Raw genomic sequence first — 18,029 nt, 5'->3', positions numbered from 1 at the left:
ACAATGGGCGAACCTCGGCCCACGGGACTACAGCATCCCGTCGCAGATTTCGGTGCTAGCGGTGCACACTGCACTACCCGGGTAGACGGCATACCCGCTCCTAGTGGACATGCCGCTTTGAGAACACGACCGATGGCGCCGGAACGCGGTCAGATTGCCGGCGCAGTACTGCGGGGTACCGGTGGGATCACCGGGCTACAGAGCATCGCACCGGTAACCACCCCCACCGCAGCTGTAGAGATGCAACGAAGATTGACAGGACACGCCTGGCTACTTTGACAAGACTCGGGCGTGTCGCAGGAGCTTGTTAATCTTGGTTGCAAAAGTCCAGATCACAGACATTATCAGTGCCTGTAGGCCGATCTGGATGGCTGGTGAAGTCGCTCCGGTGCGGCTAGCTCGGCATCTGTGAACCGGCGGTTGACGCGGTGACCGTGCGTCTACGCGACCTCGTTCACCAGTGCCCGGGCCGAAAGGTGGCAGTCACCGGTGTCGTTAACATGTCGCTTCTTAGCGCGGAGCAAGTCGTCCAGGCGAATGCTGCCGTCGAGAACCAAGTAGATGTCGTCTCCGGTGAACACGACGAACGGGCTCCCGGTCGAGTACAAAGCCAGGGCTCCAGCGGTGAACCCCTCAACGCTTATGAATATGCCAAGTGTGTTGCGGCTCTTGCGTTCCACCTTGCTTTTCAGCTTGTCGAGGTCCTCGGGCTCGGCCTTCTCTTTGCGCCAGCGGGCTTCGACGATGTAGTCGTCGGTATCGAAACTCAGTGAGCCGTCGATCTGTTCATAAGGAAGGTTATAACTAAGTCGAGGTTCCATATCGAACAGCAGGAACAGGTCAGACAGCAGACGTTCGAAGTCCCGCCCTCGCTGATGTGGGTTGATCGCGCCGTGCATCTCAAGATAACGCGATTGAAGGCCCGCGAGGTCATCCGAAAATTGCATCATGCCGGCTTGTTTCGCTGCCTCAGCTTCTTTTGCTGCGTTGATTCGTGCGCTTGCCTCTGTTCGTTCGCGATAGGAAGCCATCAGCACACGGAGGCGGCCCACCACTTCGTTAGCCTGCTGCAGGCGAAGGGCTCGGTCCTCTGCGTCTTTTATTCGCTCGATATTCGGAAACCTATTCATCGCTGCCACGTCCAGCATCAGGTTAAGCGTCGTGTTGTGATAGGTGTCCTCATCGGCAGCGAGGCGACTGACAAGGGCGTCCGCCGTTTCTCGCTTGGTTGGGCCGCTGAAATCAAGGCCTGCCAGCAGTTCTGGACGTTCGCGGAGCGCGTCGCGAAGGAAGGACTCGAGCGCCAGCTTATTCCAGTGCAACGCGGGCAGTGCATCGCGAAGCGCCTGGTACGCGTCCACCCGCAATCGCTTCATAAACACAATGGTCCCACTTGAGAAGGCAAGCGCCCGGAACCTCCGGTGTGCGTCAGTGAGCGGATAGGACCACCACTGGGAGCGACGATGTTGAGACCTGCACCCGGCAGAACGCATTCGCTGGCTACTGAGCAAGGGCAACGGACACTGCCCACCATCAACTCGATGCACTCGACGCAATTAGGTATGACCTCACCCGCCGCGGCAGCAGGCGTGTGCAATCCACCTCCCGAACCAGTCGATCGAAGTTTCGCCAGAGCATGCGGCGGACATCGGCCGGGTCAATGCCGAGCATTCGAGATAGGGCGTGCTCGACCGGCACAACGTTGCCAGGGCGGGGCCGCGGTGCGCCGCGGTCACCGTAGGGATGGTCGGTTTCGGCGAGCAGCCGCTCGCGCGGAATGGTCCCGAGTATCCGCGGACGTCGAAACATTGCTGCGTTGATCGAGAAATAGCAGCCGATGTCTATAGCACGCTTAGTTGCTGCTTCGTCACCCTGCCACCAGTGCAAGACGACACCACGCAGAGCACGTGCCGACAGCTCGGTGACTAGCTCGTCGGTGGCTCGGTGACTGTGCAGGCTCGTAACTCTCGGCTGCTCACCAAGTGCGTCGAAGACAGAACGGAGCGTCCTAAGTTGGCGTTCGAGCGATACCGTTGCGGCACCGTCAAGTCCGATCTCGCTCACGAATGCGGTGTCGCTGGCTAAAAGTCGGAACTCTGCGGCATTAAACGAGTCGTGGCTTCGGCTTATTGCCGGGTGACAGCCAACGCCCCAAATTGTCTGACTGTCTTGTCTTTTGAGGGCTGTCTTGGCCTCTGCAAGCGATCTTGTAGCCGCGAAGACGACAGATCGGAGGGATAGTAGCTCGGTCGGGGCGATTGCGGTGTCGATGTGTGCGTGTAAATCGAGTGGAGGCAACGCAGAACTCATGCGAACAGTTTCGTCAGCTCGGCAACAGCGCGCTCGCAAATGTCACGGGCGTCCACAGTCGTGTAGCCATCGGGCAAGGTGAGTGTGGCGAGGTCGGTCGGGCGAAGGCCGCGGGCCAAGAAGGACCGAAACGAAGGTTCCATTGACTTCGAGCGTAGGTATGCGTCCGGCCGATCCGTAGTGCGCTCGCACAGATATGAGGTGTGATCGGGCACTCCCGATGCCACGAACGAGGCGCGCCGTAGCAGACAGCCGAAGCACACCCCGCATTGCGCCAACGGTGGGAAATTGAAGCTGCGATGTCCGGTATGTCCGCATGAGTGGGTGAGGCTCAGGAAGCGGGACGCCGCATCAACCCCGACAAGATCGGCGACTCGAGAGAACATCTCGCCCTTAGTCATCCGTGCGAGCGGGTTTTCGATCACCCCGTGCGCACCGGCTGCAGCGGCCATTGTGGCGAGCTGGTCGAGGAACAGCGGGTGGGTCGTGCGGGTGGACAGGCTTCCTCGCTGATCGGCTGTCAGTGGCAGGTTGAGCGATGCGAAACCGTTCTCTGGAATCCAAAGAGGCACGCTTCCGATCGACGCGACGGCAAGTCCGAGCGCGAGAAAAAGTAGGGATCGAGTGCGGGTCGAGGTCTCATCGCGAAACGGTGTGTTGTCGATCTGCTTGGTGTGGCGCGTGAAGTGGATCTGTTGATGCAACTGGTCGGGTCCCTCGATGAGACCCCGTACAGCTTTGGCGATTTCGACCTGGAGCGGGGCCAGGTGGGTGAGCCCGACATGGGAGATCAGCGCGTGGGGTACATCGCCGAGTTCATGGCGAGAGAGCAGTGCGCCAACCGCGGAGTCGGCGCCGCCGCTGAGCAGTACAACACGTTGCACCTCGCCGAACCGGTTCGCGCGAACTTCCTCATTCGGAGGTTTCATGGCGCGGAAACTCAAGGTCCAGTCATCACCGGACAGGAACGCGAGCAGTGTCTGAAGTTGGGCAGTCAGCGGCTGCCAACGTGCGGGGTCTCCGACGGGTACGTCGAGTGATATCTCGCGCCGAGACCAGTTGGTGCTGCCCACGCGGCGTAGTGTGCTGCGATCCGCCGCGTAGACCATCACTGCGATGCGCACCAGGTCGACGTTGGCCTCAGGCACAGGACCGAGAGCGCCCAGACAGGGACCTAGTGCTTCACGGCCGGGCAGCAGAGTCGAGATGAACGAGTCACGCGTGGCGTCCCGCACCCAATAGAATTGATTGGTGGACGGTCCTGGTGGCATGGCCTCCGGTATGCGAAACCTCATCGAGTAGCCGGTCATTTACTCGCTGCTCCAGATTCGACGCATCGCTTCCATACCACGTGCGATCGCTTCGGAGAATTCTTCGGAACTTGGCCCCGTGGGCGACAGTTCGGCCCGGAACGCGAGTGCATGCGCGGTGTCGCGCATCTGCCGTTCGGCCTCGACGGTTGCCCACACCGGCTGTTGGCCGTCGTGAAGCATTGAAGCTGTTTCGTTACTGATGGCCTCGAAGAGGATAACGGCGATCGCCTCGCGCACGATTTCGTCGAGCGGCGGTGGATTGTCGCCGTCCCCGGCGGCCTCCATGACGTACTGAGCGATCTCTGCGGCGACGACGCGTTGCTCTTCTGCTTCGATGGTTCCGTCGGAGAGCGGCCCGCAGGCCGCGACGACAATCTGGCGGGCAACGTCAGTGATATCGGTGTTGTCGCGGAGGCTGGCGTAGTCGAGGCCCAGTTGTTCCAGGACCTGTTCATTGCCAGTTCTAAGGGCATAGGCAGCGGCGGCCGCTCGCCCGGCGGTGCGCGATGAACTGGTGACGCTACGCTGGGCGCCGCCTTGGACGCCGGTTCCAGATCCCGATGGCGATCCTCCGCCTCCCCCTCCGGGTCCGTCGCCGGCGCCGCCTCGCGGAGCGAACAGGTTTAGCGCGGGGAGCAGCTGTTGCGGCTGGATCTGCGGCACTGCGGTGGGCAGCGACTGCGGCGGAACATCTGCGAGAGTGTTGTCCTCGCTGGGGAGATCGAGGCCATCCAGCCATTCAGTCAGGTTGTCGCGCAGCGCTTTTCCTGACTTCCCCCCACCGCCGGTATAGCCGTTCTTGGTTCCCATTCATCACGCCTGTCCGTCGAGCACGACCCCAAGCGCATTGCGAACTGGTCCAGGCGGGGCCAGCTCGTACCATTGTCGCAACACGGGACCGAATGTTGTGATGTCCTCTGCCTGGAAAAGCATGATCGCTCCAGGTTCGAGATCTACGACCGGAATGCTGCGCAGCGCCGAAATGACAGCGTCGACCAGCGATGGCTGGAGTTTCACGATGCGGATGACACCCAGCATGGCGGCCTGCTGCTCGGCTGGGCGATCCCGCGCAGCCCGGATCAGGTGAAGCACTAGCAGCTCGGTATCCGCGGTCGGCAGCGCAAGGAGGTCTTCCTGAGTGACAGCTTTCTGCTGAGCTCTGATGCTCGACAACAGCTTTGAGGCAATATCCCGCAACCGGCCAGGCAGGCCGTCGTCCATGAGCGGCTGACCGCTAAATGCCGCTGCCAAGAACAGATACGGCGCGACGTCGTCATCCGCCAAATTCGGAGTAAGCCGAGCCCACCGGATCAGGTCGTCGGCGAACGCTGGCGCGTCGACCGGCGGTGTCATCGAAGACTCTTCCGCAGGAACAGCAGGATCCGCCTCGGCGGCCGGCGGCGATGGCGCCGAGTCGGCTGGCGGCTGACCCGCCGCGGTCTCCAACGCGCGCATCTGTTCGCGCAATTCGCCCTTTGCCAGCCATTCGAGTACGTTCTTGAATCCATCAGGCAGCATCACCTCCAGCACCATGAGCTTGGCCACCTTGTCGGCATCGAGCGTGATCCCTCGCCGTGCCGCAATCGACTGGCGGATTCGAAGATCGTTGAGAAAGCGCTTGATTCGGCGAGGATTGCCACGCAGCTTCTCGTACAAGATGGGAGTCAAGCGTGAGGCAAGAGTCAACTCAGCCGCGATATCGACTTGTGGATCGACATTGGGCAAATCATCCAGAATCCCAGCCTCGAGCCGCAGACTGGCACACCGCTCCACGTACGGTGTAAGGAGTTCCACGCCAAGTCGCGCTTTTAACTGAAGAAGCGCAATGTAAGCCTCGGTGTCGAACCGACTCAATGCCGGCAAGGGCACTGTGGTTTGCACAATTTTATGCAGGTAGAGGTCGGCAGGGTGTTCGAGGAGACCGCCCGGCCCCTGTTCCATGGTGCTGTCATCGGGAAATCGCGTACGCAACGCGTCGGCGACTCGACGCTCGTCTGCCGCAATGACGAATGCCATCTTCGGCACGGACAGAAACAGGCGGATCGTTTCCAGTGTGTCGACGACCGTGGGATAAAGACAGCGATCCAGATCGTCCACGAGCACGACCACGCGGGCAAGGTGGGCCAATTCCTTCGATGCCATCAATTCCCGGAACTGGTCCTGGAAATCGGCAAGTCCGCGGCTTTCAGTCTCGTCGGGCTTCTCACCATCAGTCTTGATCAGACTTGTCAGATCGTCGACGGACGGCAGCTGAAATGCGAGTGATGCCTTGGCGGCGACCTGGATAGCCTTCGACCAGTCAACTCGGTCTTTGAGTCTGGTGAGGAGTTTACGGGCATGGCCGACCACTCCCGCTTCCTCTTCAGAGTCACGGATCTCCCCGCCCACGGCGCTCAGGACTTCGGCAATCAAAGTTTCCTTGGCTCCGACACTCGGGTCGTAACGCCATGGATCAGTCGACACAACGAGGACCTGTTCGTCAGCCAAACCCACTTCAATGAGCCGAAGGATCGTGGTCTTGCCGCTGCCCCACGCCCCGGAAACACCGATGGCGAGCGGGTCGAGTGCGTCGTCAAGCACCGCATCGATGACGCTGCCAGCCACGGCGTCGAACGACAGGAGATCGTCAGGAGTTGGTTCGTCAGACCATAGACCCGACGGCTTACGTTCGGCACCGACACCTGCCGTCGCCATCGCCTTTCCCTCCGATCAGTGTGACGTTTAGCGCCACTTCGACACCATCAGCATTTCGGTCTCACTCCGTCGAGCGAGGCGCGGCGGAGTGAGGCTGGTCGTGTCTATTCTCGCGAGTCATAATTGCGCGCAGATTGACCTGAGACCTGTGCGCGTGTCGATCGCTCGGTTCTTCCAGCACGCAGAGTGCCCTAAACGCATTTATCAGCGGTTTTGGGATAATGTAAGCTGCGGAAAAACGCGCAGATAAACTCCCAACACTTAGGAGGTCTGACGTGTCCGGCGACGTCGTTGGATTAGCTCAACATCGCGATGGCGAGACGCAGGTCCTTCAGGCCACGTGTGCCAACCCAAGGTGCGACGAACAATTTCAGCGCGCTGTCGGCCCGGGCAGGCGTAAGGACTTCCATAGTGAGGAATGCCGCCGGGACGCCGAGCGCGACTACCGACGGTTGGCAAGTTTCCTTGAGCACTACAACCGTCAGGCAGAACAATTGCGCGCTCGTATCACCGCATACCTGCGCACCAATGCTGACGACGAAATCGGTTCGTTCGGACCGTCTGCGGCCGAGGTCGACCGCGCGCGAGAGGCGATCGCGGAGGTGCGGGGAATGGCGCGATTCCTCCGGAACCATGAAGACGAGTTCGCGCAGGAATTACTGCGACTTTTCGAAGCCGTTGAACCGCTGGTCCGTTCGTCGTAAGCGGCAAGATCTTGTGGTCTGTTGAGCCTCGGACGCTGACCTCAGTGTCGAAATTTCGACGATGGCCCGCTCGGAGTCTGCCACCGCCGCCGATAACACCCGATCCCGTCGGGTCGAGAAAGTCATCGGTCCGCTGGCGCGGCCAATACAATCGTGAAGTGCCCGACCTCGAGTTCGTTGAGACAGATGACCGCGGACGCATCACTCTGCCAGGCCGCGCGAATAGCCGGTTCCTGTTGCGCAACAACGCGGATGGCAGCATCCTTCTTCAGCCTGCTCAGCCCTTTATTGACGCCCAGCACGAGTACTGGGTAAATCCCGAACTACGAACATTGCTCACTGCCGCAGCGTCGTCACGCACCGTTCACCGAACGCGCGACCACCGCGACTGATCACTCCGTTCAGCGACGGGACTCAGGAGTGCGACGTTGATCTTCTTGGGCCGCCCGCTGCCACGGATCCTGCAGTTCGTCCGCGATTCGGTCTCGGTCCGCCACCCACTCAGGATCCTCGGGTCCGTCGAAAAGGTCGGCCACCTCAGCCGATGATCGCCAGCGTCGGGCAGCGTCCGTCCCATCGTCTGTCACGGGCCCACGCTCCTGCTGCTCGAAGATCCAGTCACTCTAGTGTGACTCCACCCGGATCGAGCGCCGATAACCGCTCCCTATGTCGGGTACGCCAGCATTACCCGGTTCGCGCCTGCACGCTGACAACACTCAGAATTTTTCGCCGCTGCTGGCCGAGACGCACGGGTGCCGACACCGCGCGGACGCAATAGTGCCGAGTAGCATCGCGGATCCACGGAGGATTGGAGACTATGTGGGACCAGGTGGCCATGCGCCAAAAGGAAGCGGCCGATCACACTGGCGGTGCCGGCATTTATCGACAGCCACAGAACGTTTTACGTCAAGAGTGGATACGGGCGGTTTCGCAATGACATCTCAGCTCGTGCGATTCGCGTGACACTATGATGAGCCGCCATAGGCAAGGACACGATGGCCGTCCCGGCAAGAATGCACGGCGGTGGTGGTGGATCGCGGCGGTCGGCTGCGCGTTGATTGTCGGCGTAATCGCTGTCACGACAACTGTTTTCGGTCTCGGTGGTTCTGATGACCGTGATGAGTCGGAAAGAGAAAAGGCACAGAAGCGCTGCGAAACCGAAACTCTCAATCGACTGATATCACCATCGACTGCACAGCTAACCAAAGTGCAAACGGAGCTTAGTCAGCTCGACGCGGACAGCCGCGATCTCTTTTCGCTACTGGACGAGCCTCTCAAAGGGGTTGATCATTCCCGCATGCGAGTTTGGAATGTTTCGGGCGTTGTCGACGCGAAGAACGACTTCGGAGGCACAATCAAAACCCCCTTCACATGCCGCGCATATTTCGTCGACAGCGGCTTGGCTCATACCCTCGTTCTCCTCGACAACCACTAGCACCGCCGCGCCACTTCGGCCGTCATCACAACCGCCGATGTTGCCGTGGATGCATTGATACCAGGACGATTCTGAGAACGGTCAACGCCGCTCATTCGGCAGACCGCGGAGGTCGAATGCACAAGCCTCTTTGCCAAGACACGCCTGTCCGACCGCATCTCCCCCGAGGACAGTGACAGTGGCATCTCATTGCGATTGAGAAGTGATGTCTCTTCCCCAACGACTGGGCCCACAGTGCCATCATTCTCGAGTGACCTCGAGAGCAGGGACGAAGACTGACGGCAAGCTGGCTATCCGCCTGGCGGCGATCTCATCCTTCGGCGCGGCGATAATTCACTTCGCGGTCATGCCCACACATTGGCAAGCGTGGACGCAATCCGGAGTGTTTTTCGCCTCCATCGCGATGTTTCAAGTGTTGTGGGCATTCCTGGTGTCGCGACGCCCGATGCCGGCAGTGTTCGCCGCAGGCATCCTGGCCAATGTCGCTGCGGCGGCGCTCTGGGTGATGTCGCGGACCGCGGGCGTACCCTTTGGCCCGCACTCGGGACAGTCAGAAGCGGTTGATACTGCGGGTCTTTGCGCTCTCCTACTTGAGTGTTATGTCGTCATGGGAGCCGGCTGGGGGTGGTATCGCGTCGAACGCGCCGATCCGATATCGCGATTCGGAAACGCGATCATCCTGGGCGGCGCCAGTGCCGTCGTTACCATCGCAGCGACGCTGGGGGCAGCGTCAGGGGTGCTGCTCGACCACCACGGGTCGAGTGAGGCGGAGCAGAGCGACCATCCGTCGGCTAGTGACCATGCGGGCAGCCATAGCGGTGTTCCAACTCCTGCCGCTATACCCGTGGTGGAGGCGGCTCCGAAGAGCGATTCTCCGGCCCCGGTCGAACACCCCGCTCCGGCGACGGAACTATCAGATAAAACCGCGGAGGATCACCACCACAGCGAGTGAGTGATCCAGCCGCACAGCAAAAGCAGCTACATCCGATCGCGACACTGCGGGCACGGCATTTCCATAGCGGCGCACATCGGGCATTTGTCCATCGACATCGGCATCTGCATGGCTTGGTCGCAGCACCACATTAAGTGGCGGCCGTTTCCGTCGGCATAGAGTACAGCCATCGGATCTGCCCCCACGATGTCGAAATAGACCTTGCCGGTAGAGCTTTGGCCTTGTGCCAGTGTGGTGGCGGGCAGCCCTTCCGGGGTTGCGATCTGCCACAGGACGGGGTGCCGCTGACCGTCGATTGAAACGGCGTGCAGGTTGGGGATGATGGGTGTAACGGTGCCGGTGACTGCGCGCACTGTCGCCGAGCTTTCCCAGAGCTGACCCCGCGGGGTATATCCCGGCAGGATAGTCGCCGACTTCTGAAGGTCGGCCACAGTCCACTCCTGAACTACCGCACCCCCGGCATCGACGATCTGTTGCGCCGAACCGAATTTATGGGGGCAATGCTTCGTGGCGGCCGCTGGGGCAGCGAACGCTATTGCTCCAGCGACGAATGCGGCGGCGAGCGTCGCGGTGAGCACTGTTAGGAGTCGCAAGCAACCTCTCCTTTCAAGAGAATTGGCGAGCAGCACAAAATCAGGTGCGGACAGCTCGCCCAATACTACGTACTGGGATAGTAGATGAGTGTTGATTTCGGATGGTGGCGCCTCGATGGGGCGCGAGAGGCGCGAACGGTTCAGGCATGACACGTGCATGGCGCCGCCGCATTGCTGCTGAATTCCTGTTGGCCCGCTTTGTTGCCGTCCGGCCGCCAGTCGAACGGGAAGTGCTTGCTGGAGGCGCCTTGATAGTCGCGCGACCACTCGAACCCGACAGCGTGATCGCGCTCGACGACCCCCCACGTGGCGACCTGGCCGGGACCCACCTCGGCGCCCGGCGGGTTGGCGGTGGTCACGCGACGGTTGGGATCAGAGGTGGGTCCGGTTAGCGCAGCGACGCGGACATCGACCTTGCCGGGGATTTCGGCGCGCCAGTGGGCCAGGTCATCTGCTGCATCGAAGGTAATCGGCGCGTACTCGATGCCGCGCAAATCCGCGATCAGGCTTGCGAATTCGGCTGGCCAGCCGCCTTCCTGTCCGGTAAAGATGCGCTCTAGGGCCTCACGCTGGGCGGCGTCGGCGTCGGCGTCAATGTAGAACATCAGCTTCATCATGGCGTTGGGATCGCCGACCCACATGTTGCCGGTGAACTCGCCGAGGGAAACGACGTTGAGTCCCCCCAGATCTACCGGACCGAAGTGGCCTCCCCGGATATGCCACACGAGGGTGAACAGGCAGTCACCGTGGGTGGGCTCTTGAGCGAAGGTGCATGGGCAGGGCAGCTTGCAGCTACACACGTCGAACCAGTCACCACGCAGATGCCAGTCGGTGGTTGTCGAGATTGTTTTCATCGTTCAAACCTTTCGTTGTATACCCCATGGGGGTATCAGGCAGGGTTGACCATATCCCCATGAGCGCTTCTCCACAAGTACCCCCAGGGGGTATAGTCATGTCATGAGTGAATCGGTGTGCCCCAGGCGTGTCGAGGGGTCACAAACCTCGCTTCGACGTGCGGTGAAGACCGCGTCGGCGTCCCGGCTGCTTGCAGCAGTTCTGGCAGCAGTCGGCGCGCTTGCCCTAACCGCGTGTGCATCGGACGGCCCATCCCCACCCGCACCTGCAGCGCCGACGTCGCAGGCCCCGGCCTCGGGTGCGGCCCGGTTGGTAGATCCCGACGAGTTCGCCGCGGTGATCGCTGAGCCTGATCGGGTGACGGTGAACGTCCATGTGCCATTTGAGGGCGACCTCCCAGGCACGGACCTGTCGATACCGTTCGATCAGATCACCGCACAGGCTGGTTGGCTGCCAGCCAATCGTGACACCGGGTTGGCGATCTATTGTCGGTCTGGGCCCATGAGTGCGACCGCGGCGGAGACGCTTCGCGATCTCGGCTACACCGATGTCGTCGAACTTCGCGGGGGCATGCGCGCTTGGCAAGCCGACGGCCGCGAATTGGTCGGCATCTGATGACGGTCGAGCACTCAGGGCTACCACCGGGTAGGCCCCGACGTTCAGGCCGATGTCAACGTGATTGCCGCGCAGACTGTTTCTCAGGAGTCATTGCATCGAGGGGCTTTGGTGCCTGTAGCCGGCCGGCGTGGTCTAGGCGGTACAGGGTGAGCGCCGCGATCAGGCCGATGACGACCAATCCGATCCAGGTCAGCTCGGGCATCCCGGCGTCGGAAGCTTTTTGCATGAGCGTTCCGGTGGCGAGGTTGCCGACGAGGATGCCGATTCCGACGATGGTGTTGTAGAAGCCGTAATGTGTGCCGACGAGCCGGCCACCGGCCAGTGAGACGACGGTGTCCATTTCGAACGGGAACACCGCAGCCGATCCGATGGCAAGCACCGCAGCGCCGACGAGAAGCGCACTGATGGCGGCGATTTGGCCGACACGCCGATCATCGGGCAGCACGGCCATGGGTATGAATGACGCCGCGAGGACCAGCATACCGATCACCAGTGAGTGTCCTGGTCCCCACCACTTAGCGAACCATCGGGTGATCCTGAGCTGACCAGCGACGGCGATCAGGCCGGAGATGACGAATACGCCTGCCACTACGGCGGTTTCAGCATTGGGCACCAGGTTCTTGGCGTGCAGCGGCAGCGCCAGATAGACCTGAAAGGACAGCACGTAGGAGCCGATCATCGCCGCGGCGAACAGCAGGAATGAGCGGTTGGCCATTACAGTGCGCCAGTCGTCGAGCACCGACGTGCCATGTTCGGCCGGAGAGGCCGTGCGTTGTGGCAGAGCGAAAAGTTGCGCGACGGTCAAAGCTGCGAAAACCCCCGCAGCGGCCGCGGCGGCGATGCGGAAGTCGAGCGCCATCAGCGCCAGTCCGACGAGCGGACCGGCGAGGATCCCTCCTTGGTAGAAGATGTTGAACAACGCGAAGGCTTCGACCCGGCGTGGGCCGGCCTCGACGGCAAGATAGGCGCGTACCGCTGGGTTGAACAATGCTCCGGCGAAACCTGTTGCTGCTGAAGCGATCACCATTGCCGGCAGCGAATCGGCGATCACCAGGAGCCCGAATCCGGCGGTGCGCAGCAGGCAGCCGGCAACGATGAGCGGCTTGTATCCGATGCGATCGGCCAAGGTGCCGCCGATGATGAACATGCCCTGCTGGGAGAAGTTGCGCACGCCCAGCACCAGACCGATGGCCCATGCGGCCAGCCCGAGCGGCCCGGCGAGGTAGCCGGCCAGATACGGCATCAACATGTAGAAGCCAAGGTTGATGCCGAACTGATTGATCATCAGCAGCCGGCTCGGCCATCCGAAACTGCGGAATTCGGTGAGGAAGCCCGTCATCGCGGTGCCTTGACCGGATCTACCACCCTGGGGCACCGTGTCCAGGAGTCCACCACATGCTGTGTGGGGTCATCGATGAGCGCCGGCTCAGCGGGCGGCGCTATGTCATGGAGATTGTGCTTGCTGCAGTAGTCGTCGTTGTAGATGGTGTCGAAGTAGCGTTGCGGGCCGTCGGGGAAGATCGCGGCGATCGTTGTGTCTTCGGGGCGGGTCTGCGCCGCCCAGCCGGCGACCAGGGCAACGGCGCCCACGCTCCATCCGCCGCTGGCGTAGTGGGTGGCGGCCAGCGTGCGGCATGCCCAGACCGCCTCGGCCGGGGCGACCCAGTGGACTTCGGTGAAGGCGTCGTAGTCCACGTTGCGTGGATAGATGCTCGACCCCAGCCCGCGCATCAGTCGTGCGGTTGCCGGTTGACCGAAGATCGTGGAGCCCACCGTGTCGACACCGATCAGTTGCATGTGGGGATTGAATTCCCGCAGCACGCGAGCCACGCCGGCCGAGTGCCCCCCGGTGCCGACCGAGCACACCAGTACGTCGATGTGACCGAGTTGCGCCTGCACCTCGAGCGCAAGCCCGCGGTATGCGTCGACGTTGTCGGGGTTGTTGTACTGATCGGGATACCAGGCGGTTTCGTCGGTGGCGAGGATCTGCATCACCCGGTCCCGTCGCGCCTGCTGCCAGCCGCCTTCGGGGTGCGGTTCGGTCACCAAGTCGACCTCGGCGCCGTAGGCCGTCAACATCCGCTGAATGATCGGTTCCATTCCAGGATCGGTCACGAGCGTGACGGGGTGGTGGTGCACGGTTCCGGCCAGTGCCAGGCCCAATCCCAGTGTTCCGCTTGTTGATTCAACGATCCGGCCATCGGGGCGCAGGGCACCCGTGGCGCGCGCTCGTTCCACCATGTACATCGCCGGGCGGTCTTTCATCCCGCCGGGGTTGAAGCCTTCGAGCTTGGCCCAAAAACCTCGACCGGGCGAGGTGAAGGGCTCGGCGATGCGCAGCACCGGTGTGTGGCCGACCATTGTGCCGGGCCGGTCATAACGGCCGAGGCATCGCTGTCGAGGCGTGTGAAGTTCAAGGTTGCGAACGGACAGGGCGTGATTCATGGAAGTACATCGCTTCTGCTTCGAGCCGCGCGCCGTCCGGCGCGCAGCAGCTGAAAGGGACGGCGGTCACCGACCCCGCCGCAGCGAGGCAGCGCGGTCTGGCGCCACCGGATCAGCAGCGTGCGATACACAACCGGGTGAGCATCACCCGACCGGAAATAACTGTCGCTAGCGGCCGTGGCGGACCACGCACCACAGCCAGTGTCGATTGACTCCATAGTGAAGCCGCGACGGCCAAAGCGGCGATCAGCCCCAACGCGATCAGTATGGTCGATGTGCGCGGCAGCACTCCCTCGGCGACTGTGTCCGGCAGTAGCGGCACCGATCCATCGCTGATATGCGGATGCTCAATGACCACGGAATGGTCGGGAAGAAGGTCAGAAGACAGGGCATGCGGCCCGTGAGCAGAGGGCTGGTCCCCTATTGGCAACGCCCACTCAGCGGCAACAACGACGACCCAAGACGCCAGCACCAGCGCAATCAATGCGCGGGTTCGCGTCCCGAGAAAGCCCACGTTGCTGTTCACAATGGTGCCAAATGTAGCAGCGGATCGCGCGTCGGTTCGGCGCCCACGAACTCGACGCATAGTCGTTACCGCGCCGCGATAGAGCCGTCGCCAGCGACGGTGCGTCGATCCGGACGCTCGTTGCATCGAACTCGACGAGTGCAGGCGGCCAACCGCAGCAGAACACTGTCCATTCGCCCACATGGTCATCGGCGCCTCGTCATGTCAGATCATGCCCCGTCGCGCCTATCGCCGATGCTGAATGCCCAGACTCGGTGTCAGGGCGTGTCAGCTGGTCGGCGAGCGACACCACCAAGCCACCCAGCATGAATGCGGTGATCGCGGCGACAAGCGTGGCGGTACTGAAAGCGGGGATGTACCGCCTCGCCCCCGTCGGCGCGCTGGCGCCGTGGTGATACTGGTGCGTCAGCGCATGTCCTTTGCCCCTGCCCAGCAGGTAGCGGTTCACCGGGTAGGCAGCGACGAAGGCGGCCCCGAGCGCGATCATCATGCCCACCCAGAAGACCGGATTCACCAGGCCCGCGTTCATGGCGCCGGGTATGACCGCCATGACGGCGTTGTCGACGATCTCCATCGTCAGGATCGACAGCGTGTCGGCGGCCAGCACGACACTCAGTGCTTTCCCCAGTGCGAGACCCGCGCGCAGCAGCGGCAGGGTTGAAAGGGTGTAGCCGAATAAGAAGGCCAACCCAACGGCCAGCGCAATCGTGCCCACGTTGCTTAAGCCCAAAGCGGTGCCGATGATCAGGCCGACGATCTCGCCGATGGCACACCCGGTCAGGCAGTGCAGCGTCGCGCTGAGGGCCATCGTGTTTGTGCTGCCATCGTGTTCTTGATGAGCATGACCACTGGGTTCGTGGTCGTGAGTGTGGACGGTCATGTCGTACTCCAGAGTTGACTGTGGAAGGTGTGGCGGTATTGGCTGATCGATGAGGTCCCTTCAGGTAATAGCCGGTGAACGGCGCATTCCCATGGCGTGTTTGAGCAACCCGCATCGTCGTAAACCGTGGTGTTTGCGGTGCCGAGTTGGTGGATGTCGCCGGCAGCGCCCATGCAGACCTGATCTTGCTCCTCCGATTCCCGTACACCCCCCAGGGGTAATCGCCTGTATACCCCACAGGGGTATGTGATGCAAGGACTGCCCCCCTCGATGACTACCCTCGCGCCTACCCGGGGCGCCGCCACCAGGCTGCTGAAGGTGCTTCGAATCAAAGGTTTTTCTGGGAGCGTGCGCGGCAATCGGCCACGCTTCTGAGGCGGGCTGAGCCGTGCCTGTCACCCGGGAGGGAGATGACCACTTGCAAGTCCCTGAGGGGTACTGCCGGATCTGTGACTACCCCTGTTTCACAGGGGCGTGGGATCTTTGGGAGGTCGGCCTTTTGCCCGGAGATTTTCCGTGTCAGCACCACTGCTGTTACTCGCTGTAGCCAAACCGTGACGGACACTTGATCGAATTGCTAACACGCCCTTGCGCATTCATTCGCTGCGCCACCCATAGCATCAATTGACACAGTCGAAATTTCGAGGGAGCCCGAGACGATGCGTGGGGTTGTTCGGTATGTTCTTGCCGCGATCACGATTCCTGCGAGTGTGGTCATGGGTCCGGTCGATACAAGCATCGCGGCAACGAAGCAGCCGTCGGGGAATAGCATCGCGTCTGTTTCACCGACGCGGGACGCGGTCGTTGGCGTCGCACACCCCGTGGTCGTGACCTTCGGCGGGCCAGTCTCCGACAGGCGCGCAACCGAACGTGCCCTCGACATCACTTCGTCGCCCGCGTTGACGGGTGAATTCGATTGGCTCGCAGACAACGTCGTTCAATGGGTTCCCAATCAATTCTGGCCTGCTAACAGCGCGATAGCGCTATCTGTGGGCGGGATGAAGACGAACTTCGCGACGGGTCCCGCTGTGGTCGGCGTTGCCAACACCGCGGATCACACATTCACCGTGACTATCGACGGCGTGCAGGCGGCCGTGCTCCCAGCGCCACACCACCGTCCCAACTGGGGAAAGCCAGGCGTGTTCCCAGCTTCGATGGGTCGCCCTGAGTACCCCACACCCGTAGGTACCTACACCGTGTTGGCGAAAGAGCGCGACGTGGTGATGGATTCGAGCAGCGTCGGCATCCCCGTCGATTCGCCCGACGGTTATCTGCTCGACGTGGAGTACGCCGTCCGTTTCACCAGACGTGGCCTCTTCGTGCATTCAGCTCCGTGGGCGATCAATTCGCTCGGCTATGAGAACGTCAGCCACGGGTGTATTAGCCTCAGCCCGGACGATGCCGAATGGTACTTCAACACGGTCAACATCGGTGATCCGATAATCGTGCAGGAGAACAGCATCGAAGTTCCTCGGTCGGTACCCGCGCCGGAAATCGGAGTTGAAGTTCCTCGGGTAATCCCCCGCTGACGAGGCCTCAACGCTGCTACAGAGAGTTGTGTCGTCGTCGCAACCGGCGCCTTGGGATAACGTCCGGAAACAGCCCTTGCCTGCGGTCGGATCGTAACCACCGTCGATGATGTCGGCGCAGCACCAATTAGGTTGCGCGGGCGGGCCATTGCAAGAGACTTCGGCCATGCCCTGGACGTTATTGCATCCGAAGCAGTCGGCCTCGCAGACGTGCACGGCGCGCTTTATGCGCTTCACTGCCACATTGCAGCCCGCGAATTGCAGCCTTGTAATTATGTTGCCGGTGTTACTAATGATGCATTTGTGAGCTACGCTGATCTACGTACTCGCTACGTACGTGGTTGCTACTCAATGCGAACCGTCGACAGACCCAAGGTTTGGCAGCCCGCGGCCCGCCGCTTCGACCGCCGGAAGAAAGATTCAACATGGGACCTACTGCCCGTGGCGTGCGCTCAAAGCGCGCCTGCCCTTCCCGGATCGATTTTCGGCGCGCCGCTAGCGTGGTCCTCACTGTTGTCGCGTCGCTATTCCTCGCGTGCACCCCAGCGGCATCCGCCGAACCGACCGCCGGGCAATGGGATCCACTACTGCCAAAGCTGCCGAGCGCGGGAGCGCCCGGCGATCCGGTAGCCATCGCCAATGCGTCGCTGCAGGCAACGGCCGCCGCAACTCAGACAGCGGTCGACTTAGGGCGCAGCTTTCTTAGCAGCCTCGGAATTGCCAGTCCCACGGCTAGTCCTCAAACGACCGTTCGCGGCAATAGGGTGTACGGTGCCCAGGCAATCGAATACGTCATTCGCAGGGCCGGAACGCAGATCGGCGTTCCCTACTCCTGGGGAGGCGGCAGCCTGAACGGCCCGAGCCGCGGTGTCGACCAGGGAGCAGGCACCGTCGGATTCGACTGCTCTGGTTTGACACGTTTTGCGTTCGCCGGCGTCGGTGTACTGCTGCCACGATGGTCGGGCGATCAGTACAACGCTGGCAGAAAGGTGCCTCCCTCTCAAGCCAAGCGCGGCGATCTATTGTTCTGGGGGCCCGGCGGAAGTCAGCATGAGGCGATCTACTTGGGCGGGGGACAGATGATTGAGGCCCAACAGACAGGCGTTCCCATCAAGGTCTCACCCGTACGTACGGCGGGAATGACACCCTACGTCGTCCGAATTATCGAGAGCTAG

Annotated in this window: 18 protein-coding genes; 7 read left to right on the top strand and 11 right to left on the bottom strand. The window is 61.8% G+C overall.

Annotation, left to right across the window (positions count from 1 at the left end):
- Window positions 1–440: 440 nt before the first annotated feature.
- The 5 genes from ACIA48_RS02110 to ACIA48_RS02090 all read right to left on the bottom strand — a co-directional run bounded on the left by ACIA48_RS02110 (window position 441) and on the right by ACIA48_RS02090 (window position 6,317).
- Window positions 441–1,376: a restriction endonuclease gene (locus tag ACIA48_RS02110; RefSeq protein ID WP_396727154.1), complete on the bottom strand. Its 936-nt coding sequence runs from the start codon at window positions 1,374–1,376 to the stop codon at window positions 441–443.
- 157 nt (window positions 1,377–1,533) lie between these two features.
- Complete coding sequence (locus ACIA48_RS02105; protein WP_396727152.1) at window positions 1,534–2,310, bottom strand: TatD family hydrolase; 777 nt, start codon at window positions 2,308–2,310, stop codon at window positions 1,534–1,536.
- The gene (locus ACIA48_RS02100) at window positions 2,307–3,620 is read right to left on the bottom strand and encodes a hypothetical protein (protein ID WP_396727150.1); all 1,314 of its coding nucleotides are present in this window, start codon (window positions 3,618–3,620) and stop codon (window positions 2,307–2,309) included. Before ACIA48_RS02100 ends, ACIA48_RS02105 begins: the two co-directional genes overlap by 4 nt.
- Window positions 3,621–4,433, bottom strand: a complete 813-nt coding sequence (locus tag ACIA48_RS02095) for a hypothetical protein (RefSeq protein ID WP_396727148.1) — start codon at window positions 4,431–4,433, stop codon at window positions 3,621–3,623.
- Between the two features lie 3 nt (window positions 4,434–4,436).
- Window positions 4,437–6,317, bottom strand: a complete 1,881-nt coding sequence (locus ACIA48_RS02090) for a P-loop NTPase fold protein (RefSeq protein ID WP_396727146.1) — start codon at window positions 6,315–6,317, stop codon at window positions 4,437–4,439.
- 275 nt (window positions 6,318–6,592) lie between these two features.
- Between ACIA48_RS02090 and ACIA48_RS02085 the strand changes: the two genes are divergently transcribed.
- Together ACIA48_RS02085 and ACIA48_RS02080 are read left to right on the top strand one after the other, a co-directional pair.
- Entirely contained in the window at window positions 6,593–7,021 is a 429-nt protein-coding gene (locus tag ACIA48_RS02085; RefSeq protein WP_396727144.1) for a hypothetical protein, read from the top strand.
- A 158-nt stretch (window positions 7,022–7,179) separates the two neighbouring features.
- Window positions 7,180–7,413, top strand: a complete 234-nt coding sequence (locus ACIA48_RS02080) for a hypothetical protein (protein ID WP_396727142.1) — start codon at window positions 7,180–7,182, stop codon at window positions 7,411–7,413.
- A gap of 9 nt (window positions 7,414–7,422) precedes the next feature.
- Here ACIA48_RS02080 and ACIA48_RS02075 read toward each other — a convergent pair whose 3' ends face one another.
- A complete protein-coding gene (locus tag ACIA48_RS02075) occupies window positions 7,423–7,608 on the bottom strand; it encodes a hypothetical protein (protein WP_396727140.1) in 186 nt (61 codons plus the stop codon).
- A gap of 380 nt (window positions 7,609–7,988) precedes the next feature.
- On the opposite strand from ACIA48_RS02075, the gene ACIA48_RS02070 reads away from it, so the two are divergent.
- Window positions 7,989–8,456: a hypothetical protein gene (locus ACIA48_RS02070; RefSeq protein ID WP_396727138.1), complete on the top strand. Its 468-nt coding sequence runs from the start codon at window positions 7,989–7,991 to the stop codon at window positions 8,454–8,456.
- A 250-nt stretch (window positions 8,457–8,706) separates the two neighbouring features.
- Window positions 8,707–9,408, top strand: a complete 702-nt coding sequence (locus ACIA48_RS02065; protein WP_267309618.1) for a hypothetical protein — start codon at window positions 8,707–8,709, stop codon at window positions 9,406–9,408.
- Window positions 9,409–9,434: 26 nt separating this feature from the next.
- On the opposite strand, the gene ACIA48_RS02060 is transcribed toward ACIA48_RS02065, so the two are convergent.
- A complete protein-coding gene (locus ACIA48_RS02060) occupies window positions 9,435–10,064 on the bottom strand; it encodes an MPT63 family protein (protein ID WP_396727136.1) in 630 nt (209 codons plus the stop codon).
- A gap of 77 nt (window positions 10,065–10,141) precedes the next feature.
- Window positions 10,142–10,855: a DUF1326 domain-containing protein gene (locus ACIA48_RS02055; protein ID WP_396727134.1), complete on the bottom strand. Its 714-nt coding sequence runs from the start codon at window positions 10,853–10,855 to the stop codon at window positions 10,142–10,144.
- Between the two features lie 103 nt (window positions 10,856–10,958).
- Between ACIA48_RS02055 and ACIA48_RS02050 the strand changes: the two genes are divergently transcribed.
- The gene (locus ACIA48_RS02050; protein ID WP_396727132.1) at window positions 10,959–11,471 is read left to right on the top strand and encodes a rhodanese-like domain-containing protein; all 513 of its coding nucleotides are present in this window, start codon (window positions 10,959–10,961) and stop codon (window positions 11,469–11,471) included.
- A 55-nt stretch (window positions 11,472–11,526) separates the two neighbouring features.
- Here the strand turns inward: ACIA48_RS02050 and ACIA48_RS02045 are convergent, their stop codons facing one another.
- The 3 genes from ACIA48_RS02045 to ACIA48_RS02035 form a co-directional block, all read right to left on the bottom strand.
- A complete protein-coding gene (locus tag ACIA48_RS02045) occupies window positions 11,527–12,813 on the bottom strand; it encodes an MDR family MFS transporter (RefSeq protein ID WP_396727130.1) in 1,287 nt (428 codons plus the stop codon).
- Window positions 12,810–13,919, bottom strand: coding sequence for a PLP-dependent cysteine synthase family protein (locus ACIA48_RS02040; RefSeq protein WP_396727129.1), 1,110 nt, complete (start codon window positions 13,917–13,919; stop codon window positions 12,810–12,812). Before ACIA48_RS02040 ends, ACIA48_RS02045 begins: the two co-directional genes overlap by 4 nt.
- Before the next feature lie 725 nt (window positions 13,920–14,644).
- Window positions 14,645–15,253 carry a DUF4396 domain-containing protein gene (locus ACIA48_RS02035; protein ID WP_396727127.1) on the bottom strand — a complete coding sequence of 203 codons (609 nt, stop codon included), beginning with the start codon at window positions 15,251–15,253 and terminating at the stop codon, window positions 14,645–14,647.
- 731 nt (window positions 15,254–15,984) lie between these two features.
- On the opposite strand from ACIA48_RS02035, the gene ACIA48_RS02030 reads away from it, so the two are divergent.
- Complete coding sequence (locus ACIA48_RS02030; protein WP_396727126.1) at window positions 15,985–16,854, top strand: L,D-transpeptidase; 870 nt, start codon at window positions 15,985–15,987, stop codon at window positions 16,852–16,854.
- A gap of 425 nt (window positions 16,855–17,279) precedes the next feature.
- Entirely contained in the window at window positions 17,280–18,029 is a 750-nt protein-coding gene (gene ripB / locus ACIA48_RS02025) for an NlpC/P60 family peptidoglycan endopeptidase RipB (RefSeq protein ID WP_396727124.1), read from the top strand.

The organism is Mycobacterium sp. NPDC051804 (genome assembly GCF_044452905.1).
Classification (GTDB): Bacteria; Actinomycetota; Actinomycetes; order Mycobacteriales; family Mycobacteriaceae; genus Mycobacterium.
This window is presented reverse-complemented; position numbering and strand designations above follow the sequence as displayed.